Source organism: Mycolicibacterium elephantis DSM 44368, from assembly GCF_004014805.1.
Classification (GTDB): Bacteria; Actinomycetota; Actinomycetes; order Mycobacteriales; family Mycobacteriaceae; genus Mycobacterium; species Mycobacterium elephantis.
In genome coordinates this window covers 128,734-135,628 of sequence record NZ_ATDN01000011.1, presented here as the reverse complement: position 1 = coordinate 135,628, position 6,895 = coordinate 128,734, and the positions used below count along the sequence as shown (strand labels likewise).

Sequence of the window (6,895 nt, the reverse complement as noted above, 5' to 3'; positions counted from 1 at the left end):
GCACTCGTTAACCAAGCGGCCTAAATGTTTCCCTCACCACTTGACAATGCCCGAGTGATTTTCGCCAATACGTCGATCTCGGCGAAAGGCGCGGGGCTACTCGTCGAGCAGCTGCGGGTCGTGCTCCAGATGCATCAGCCCGTTCCAGCACAGGTTGACCAGATGCGCGGCCACGACCTCCTTCTTCGGCTCGCGCACATCGAGCCACCACTGCGCCGTCATGGACACCGACCCGACCAACGCCTGCGCGTACAGCGGAGCCATCTCCGGGTCCAGGCCGCGCCGGGAGAAATCGCCGGCCAGAATCGACGACACCTGGTTGACCGCCTCGTTGAGCAGCGTGGAGTAGGTGCCGCCCGAAGTGATGGCCGCCGGGGAGTCGCGGATCAGGATGCGAAACCCGTCGGTGCGCTCGTCGACGTAGGTCAACAGCGCCAGCGCGACACGCTCGATGCGCAGCCGGGAGCGGTTGTTGGTCATCCTGGTCAACGAGGACGTGATGCCGTCCAGCAACGCTGACATCTCGCGGTCGACCACCACCGCGTACAGCCCCTCTTTGCCGCCGAAATGCTCATAGACCACGGGCTTGGAGACGTTGGCTCGCTGCGCGATCTCCTCGACCGAGGTGCCCTCGTATCCGCGTTCAGCGAACAGCGAACGCGCGACGTCGATCAGTTGGTGCCGCCGCTCGGCGCCGGTCATCCGGGCGCGCGGCGGACGCACCTCTTTGTCGAAAGCGGCCACGGTAATCAGGCTAGTTGGTTCGACTAGCATCACGAGGTGATCGATCCGTCGTGGTGTAATCGGCAGCACATCTGATTTTGGTTCAGATAGTTCAGGTTCGAGTCCTGGCGACGGAGCACTTGGTCGCGACTGTGCGCTCTCATACGGTTTGGCCGGCGTGTCGCGTATGAAACCGCACATTCGATAGGCAGGAGACCGGATGACGGCAACTACCGAAGCCGCGGTGGTCGTTCTTGCGGCCGGCGCCGGTACCCGGATGCGCTCCGACACCCCCAAGGTGCTGCACACGCTGGCCGGCCGCAGCATGCTGGCCCACGCGCTGCACGCGGTCGCCAAAGTGGCGCCGCAGCACCTCGTCGTCGTGCTCGGCCACGACCGCGACCGGGTGACGCCGGCCGTCGAACAGCTCGCGACCGACCTCGGCCGCACCATCGACGTCGCCGTGCAGGCACAACAGCTGGGCACCGGCCACGCGGTGGCCTGCGGGCTGAGCGCGCTGCCCGACGACTTCGCCGGCACCGTCGTGGTGACCTCGGGCGACGTGCCGCTGCTGGACGCCGACACGCTGGCCGACATGATCGCCACCCACAGCGCCGAGCCCGCCGCGGCGACCGTGCTCACCACCACGCTGCCCGACCCGACCGGTTACGGCCGGATCCTGCGCACCCAGGACCGCGAGGTGATCGGCATCGTCGAGCAGGCCGACGCCAGCCCGTCGCAGCGGGCCATCAACGAGGTCAACGCCGGGGTGTACGCGTTCGACATCGCCGCGCTGCGCTCGGCGCTGAGCCGGCTGCGCTCCGACAACGCCCAGCAGGAGCAGTACCTGACCGACGTCATCTCGATCGTCCGCTCCGACGGGCACGTGGTGCGGGCCAAACACATCGACGACGCCACGCTGGTCGCGGGCGTCAACGACCGGGTGCAGCTGGCCGAGCTCGGCGCCGAGCTGAACCGGCGCATCGTCGCCGCGCACCAGCGCGCCGGGGTGACCGTCGTCGATCCGGCCACCACGTGGGTCGACGTCGACGTCACGATCGGCCGTGACACCGTCGTCTACCCGGGCACGCAGCTGCTCGGCGGCACCCGCATCGGCGGGAAGTGCCAGATCGGCCCGGACACCACGCTGACCGACGTGACCGTCGGCGACAACGCCACCGTGGTGCGCACGCACGGCGGGCAGGCCGTCATCGGTGACGGCGCCGCGGTCGGCCCGTTCACCTATCTGCGGCCGGGCACCGTGCTGGGCGCCGACGGCAAGCTCGGCGCGTTCGTCGAGGTCAAGAACTCGACCATCGGCGCGGGAACCAAGGTGCCGCACCTGACCTACGTCGGCGACGCCGACATAGGCGAGCAGAGCAACATCGGCGCGTCGAGCGTGTTCGTCAACTACGACGGCGAGAACAAGAACCGCACGACCATCGGCTCGCACGTGCGCACCGGCTCGGACACGATGTTCATCGCCCCGGTCACCGTCGGCGACGGCGCCTACACCGGGGCCGGCACCGTGGTGCGCGAGGACGTGCCGCCGGGCGCGCTCGCGGTCTCGGCGGGCCCGCAGCGCAACATCGAGGGCTGGGTGGCGCGCAAGCGGCCCGGCAGCGCCGCCGCGCAGGCCGCTGAAAAGGCGCAAGCCGAGGACGACGAGCAGTAGCTGTTCGTTTTCCGGCAACCCGGCAACCGAACGCCGGAAACGCTACGTACGATTGGTCCGTATCCGTCCCCGACCGGCGAGGGCACTGTGGGCACCGAGTGGACCGACAACCGCAAAAATCTGATGCTCTTCGCGGGTCGCGCGCACCCCGAACTGGCCGAACAGGTGGCCAAGGAGCTCGACGTCGCAGTCACCGCGCAGACTGCTCGCGACTTCGCCAACGGCGAGATCTTCGTCCGCTTCGACGAATCGGTGCGCGGCTGCGACGCGTTCGTGCTGCAGTCGCACCCCGATCCGCTCAACAAGTGGCTGATGGAACAGCTGATCATGCTCGACGCGCTCAAGCGCGGCAGCGCCAAGCGCATCACGGCGATCCTGCCGTTCTACCCGTACGCCCGGCAGGACAAGAAGCACCGCGGCCGTGAGCCGATCTCGGCGCGGCTGGTCGCCGACCTGCTCAAGACCGCGGGCGCCGACCGGATCGTCACCGTCGACCTGCACACCGACCAGATCCAGGGCTTCTTCGACGGCCCGGTGGATCACATGCGCGCCCAGAACCTGCTCACCGGCTACATCGCCGAGAACTACCCGTGCGAGAACATGGTCGTGGTCTCGCCGGACTCGGGCCGGGTGCGGGTGGCCGAGAAGTGGGCCGACTCGTTGGGCGGCGTGCCGCTGGCGTTCATCCACAAGACGCGGGATCCGCGGGTGCCCAACCAGGTGGTGTCCAACCGGGTGGTCGGCGACGTCAAGGGCCGCACCTGCGTGTTGACCGACGACATGATCGACACCGGCGGCACCATCGCCGGCGCCGTGCAGCTGTTGCGCGACGAGGGTGCGGGCGACGTGATCATCGCCGCGACGCACGGCGTGCTGTCCGAGCCGGCGTCGCAGCGGCTGGCCGACTGCGGCGCCCGTGAGGTGATCGTCACCAACACACTGCCGATCGGCGAGGAGAAGCTGTTCCCGCAGTTGACGGTCTTGTCGATCGCGCCGCTACTGGCCAGCACCATCCGCGCGGTGTTCGAAAATGGTTCCGTCACAGGACTCTTCAACGGATCGGCGTAAATGACAGACAGCACCATCTACCACAACCCACGCTGCTCGACTTCACGCAAGACGCTGGAGTTGTTGCGTGAGAACGGCATCGAGCCGACGGTGATCCAGTACCTCAAGACCCCGCCGTCCCGCGCCGAGCTCGAGAAGATGATCCGCGACGCCGGCATCGACGTGCGCACGGCGGTGCGCAAGAAGGAAGCGCTGTACACCGAGCTCGGCCTTGCAGACGCCGGCGACGACGAACTGCTGGACGCGATGGTCGAGCACCCGATCCTCATCGAGCGACCGTTCGTCGTGACGCCGAAGGGTACCCGGCTCGCCCGGCCGATAGACGCGGTGCGCGAGATTCTGTGACGGCACGTCGGTGTGCGGCCGTGGCCGCGCTGGTGGTTGGCGCCGCATCGGGGTGCGGCACGGAACCTCCTGACTACCAGTCACTTTGGACGACGACGACCACCACCACGGCGCCGCAGGAGTCCGAGCCGCCCGTGCCGATCGCCGCCTACCTCGAGCAGGCCGGCGTCGTCGGCACCCCGGTCGCGCCCGAAAAGCTCACCGACCTGAAGGTGACGTTCCCGACGCCGCCCGGCTGGGGACCCTACGTCAACACGAACCTGTCGCCGATGACGCGGGTGATCGCCAAGGGCGAGACGTATCCGACCGCGATGCTGATGGTGTTTCGCCTCAACGGCGACTTCGACGTCGAGGAAGCGATCACCAAGCACGGCTACGCCGACGCCGAACTGTCGGAGAACTTCAAGCGGCTCAACGCCTCCACCGACGATTTCAAGGGTTTCCCGTCGGCGATGATCGAGGGCAGCTACGACCTTCACGGCCGGCGCATGCACAGCTACAACCGCATCGTCATCGCCACCGGCGCGCCGCCGGCCAACGAGCGCTACCTCGTTCAATTCACCGTCACCGGTTATGCGGAGAAGGCGGCCGAGGAGGCACCGGACATGGAGGCGCTCATCGGCGGCTTCGACGTCACCGTTCCCAAGGCCCCGCCCCCCACCCCGCCGCGCTAGCGGCGCCGGGGGTGGGCTCGACGCACGTCCGCTCCGGATGCGCGTGACGCGACCCGACACCGGCCGCGCGCGACCGTTAAGGTTCAGACCATGAGTTGGACCGCCGCCGATCTGCCTTCCTTCGCCGGGCGCACCGTCATCGTCACCGGAGCCAACAGCGGGCTCGGCTTGATCACCGCGCGAGAGCTCGCCCGCGTCGGCGCCAAGACGATCCTGGCTGTCCGCAACACCGCCAAAGGCGACGAGGCCGCCGCCACCATGACCGGCCCCGGGTTCGGGCCGGTGGAGGTGCGCAAGCTAGACCTGCAGGATCTGGCCTCGGTGCGCGCCTTCGCCGACGGGGTCGACGGCGTCGACGTGCTGGTCAACAACGCGGGCATCATGGCCGTGCCCTACGCGTTGACCGTCGACGGCTTCGAGAGCCAGATCGGGACCAACCATCTGGGCCACTTCGCGCTGACGAACCTGCTGCTGCCCAAGATCAGCGAACGCGTCGTCACGGTCTCGTCGATGATGCACATGTTCGGCCGGATCAACCTCAAGGACCTGAACTGGAAGGCCCGCCCCTACCTGGCCTGGCCGGCGTACGGCCAGTCGAAGCTGGCCAACCTGCTGTTCACCAGGGAACTGCAGGGGCGCCTCGACGCGGCGGGCTCACCGATCAAGGCGATCACCGCACACCCGGGTTACTCCGCGACGAACCTGCAGGGGCAGACGGGCAACCCGGTGGGCACACCTTTCTGGCTGGCGGCCAACCGGATCTTCGCCACCCCGGCGGATTTCGGCGCGCGCCATACGCTGTACGCGGTGTCGCAGGACCTGCCGGGCGACACGTTCGTCGGGCCGCGCTTCGGCAGCCGGGGCCCGACCGGGCCGACGAACCTGCGCAGCCCGCTGGCTCGGGACGCGAAGAGCGCCGCGGCGCTCTGGGAGCTGTCCGAGCAGCTCACGGACACCAAGTTCGGCCTCTGATTTGGGCCCTCGGCGCTGACTGCGCTACCCTCGACGGCGCGTCACGGCGAGGGTGGTTTCGGCCACCGTTATCGACGGGAGCCTTTTGAGGTTGCGACCCTGCCGTGCTCAGACACGACACAGGAGCAACATCTCATGGCAAAGAAGACCGTCAACAACCTGAAGGCTCTGGTCCGTCAGGAGACCGGCAAGGGCGCGTCGCGACGCGCTCGCCGCAACGGCAATGTGCCCGCCGTGCTCTACGGCCACGGCACCGACCCCCAGCACCTGGAGCTCAACGCCCACGACTTCGCCGCGGTGCTGCGGTACTCGGGCACCAACGCGGTGCTCACCCTCGACATCGACGGCAAGGAACAGCTGGCGCTGACCAAGGCGCTGGACATCCACCCGATCCGCCGCACCATTCAGCACGCCGACCTGCTGGTCGTGCGTCGCGGTGAGAAGGTGACCGTCGAGGTCACCGTCGTCGTCGAGGGCGAGGCGGCACCGGGCACCCTGGTCACCCAGGAGACCAACACGGTGACCGTCGAGGCCGACGTGCAGTCGATCCCCGAGCAGCTCGTTGTCTCCGTCGAGGGCGCCGAGATCGGCACCCAGTTCACGGCGGGCACGATCGAGCTGCCGTCCGGGGTCACGCTGGTCTCCGATCCGGAGATGCTCGTCGTCAACGTGGTCGCCGCGCCGACGGCCGAGGAAATGGAAGCCGAGGCCGGCGTCGCGCCGGAGGAGGCCGCCGAGCCCGAAGCCGCCGAGGCTCCGGAGGGCGAGGCAGCCCCAGCGGCCGAAGAGTCCGAGTAGGTCGGCATGGCCGAACCGTCCCCCTCCCCGCAGGCGGGCGGGACGCACCCCCAGCTGGTGGTCGGCCTCGGCAACCCCGGCCCGCGGTACGCCACGACGCGGCACAACCTCGGGTACCTGGTCGCCGACATCCTGTCCGACCGCATCGGCGGGGCGTTCAAGGCGCACAAGAAGTCCGGCGCCGAGATCGTCACGGGCCAGCTCGGCGGCCGGCCGGTGGTGCTTGCCAAGCCGCGCTGCTACATGAACGAGTCGGGACGGCAGGTGGCCCCGCTGGCCAAGTTCTACTCGGTGCCGCCCGCGGGCATCGTGGTGATCCACGACGAGCTCGACATCGAGTTCGGCCGGATCCGGCTGAAGTTCGGCGGCGGCGTCGCAGGCCACAACGGGCTGCGTTCGGTCGCTCAAGCGTTGGGCAGCAGGGATTTCCACCGCGTTCGCATCGGGATCGGGCGCCCGCCCGGCCGGATGCAGGGCGCCGCCTACGTGCTCAGCAACTTCACCTCCGCCGAGTGGCGCGAGGTGCCGACGATCTGCGAGCAGGCCGCCGACGCCGCCGAACTGCTTGTGGCCCAAGGCCTTGAACCGGCGCAGAACATCGTGCACGCCTGGGGCTGAACCTCTCTTACGGCGAGCGTGC

General features: G+C 68.5%; 8 protein-coding genes and 1 tRNA gene. 8 read left to right on the top strand and 1 reads right to left on the bottom strand.

Annotated features, from left to right (window positions below; all coding sequences use genetic code 11):
- Positions 1-96: 96 nt before the first annotated feature.
- Positions 97-702, bottom strand: coding sequence for a TetR/AcrR family transcriptional regulator (locus tag MELE44368_RS09665; RefSeq protein ID WP_064890145.1), 606 nt, complete (start codon positions 700-702; stop codon positions 97-99).
- A gap of 86 nt (positions 703-788) precedes the next feature.
- On the opposite strand from MELE44368_RS09665, the gene MELE44368_RS09660 reads away from it, so the two are divergent.
- The 8 genes from MELE44368_RS09660 to pth all read left to right on the top strand — a co-directional run bounded on the left by MELE44368_RS09660 (position 789) and on the right by pth (position 6,873).
- Positions 789-860 (top strand) — tRNA-Gln (locus MELE44368_RS09660).
- 83 nt (positions 861-943) lie between these two features.
- Positions 944-2,398 carry a bifunctional UDP-N-acetylglucosamine diphosphorylase/glucosamine-1-phosphate N-acetyltransferase GlmU gene (gene glmU / locus MELE44368_RS09655; RefSeq protein ID WP_128108268.1) on the top strand — a complete coding sequence of 485 codons (1,455 nt, stop codon included), beginning with the start codon at positions 944-946 and terminating at the stop codon, positions 2,396-2,398.
- Positions 2,399-2,485: 87 nt separating this feature from the next.
- Entirely contained in the window at positions 2,486-3,466 is a 981-nt protein-coding gene (locus MELE44368_RS09650; RefSeq protein ID WP_128108267.1) for a ribose-phosphate diphosphokinase, read from the top strand.
- A complete protein-coding gene (gene arsC / locus MELE44368_RS09645; RefSeq protein ID WP_128108266.1) occupies positions 3,467-3,811 on the top strand; it encodes an arsenate reductase (glutaredoxin) in 345 nt (114 codons plus the stop codon).
- Positions 3,808-4,485, top strand: a complete 678-nt coding sequence (locus tag MELE44368_RS09640; RefSeq protein WP_128108265.1) for an LpqN/LpqT family lipoprotein — start codon at positions 3,808-3,810, stop codon at positions 4,483-4,485. Before arsC ends, MELE44368_RS09640 begins: the two co-directional genes overlap by 4 nt.
- A 90-nt stretch (positions 4,486-4,575) precedes the next feature.
- Positions 4,576-5,457 carry an oxidoreductase gene (locus MELE44368_RS09635; protein WP_128108264.1) on the top strand — a complete coding sequence of 294 codons (882 nt, stop codon included), beginning with the start codon at positions 4,576-4,578 and terminating at the stop codon, positions 5,455-5,457.
- 135 nt (positions 5,458-5,592) lie between these two features.
- Positions 5,593-6,255 carry a 50S ribosomal protein L25/general stress protein Ctc gene (locus tag MELE44368_RS09630; protein ID WP_128108263.1) on the top strand — a complete coding sequence of 221 codons (663 nt, stop codon included), beginning with the start codon at positions 5,593-5,595 and terminating at the stop codon, positions 6,253-6,255.
- A gap of 6 nt (positions 6,256-6,261) precedes the next feature.
- Positions 6,262-6,873, top strand: coding sequence for an aminoacyl-tRNA hydrolase (pth, locus tag MELE44368_RS09625; protein WP_128108262.1), 612 nt, complete (start codon positions 6,262-6,264; stop codon positions 6,871-6,873).
- Positions 6,874-6,895 lie beyond the last annotated feature (22 nt).

Excerpts from the sequence above, each read along its gene's own strand:
- glmU (WP_128108268.1), top strand. The coding sequence starts at position 944 with ATGACGGCAACTACCGAAGCCGCGGTGGTCGTTCTTGCGGCCGGCGCC.
- MELE44368_RS09630 (WP_128108263.1), top strand. The coding sequence starts at position 5,593 with ATGGCAAAGAAGACCGTCAACAACCTGAAGGCTCTGGTCCGTCAGGAG.
- pth (WP_128108262.1), top strand. The coding sequence starts at position 6,262 with ATGGCCGAACCGTCCCCCTCCCCGCAGGCGGGCGGGACGCACCCCCAG.
- MELE44368_RS09665 (WP_064890145.1), bottom strand. The coding sequence starts at position 702 with ATGACCGGCGCCGAGCGGCGGCACCAACTGATCGACGTCGCGCGTTCG.
- arsC (WP_128108266.1), top strand. The coding sequence starts at position 3,467 with ATGACAGACAGCACCATCTACCACAACCCACGCTGCTCGACTTCACGC.
- MELE44368_RS09635 (WP_128108264.1), top strand. The coding sequence starts at position 4,576 with ATGAGTTGGACCGCCGCCGATCTGCCTTCCTTCGCCGGGCGCACCGTC.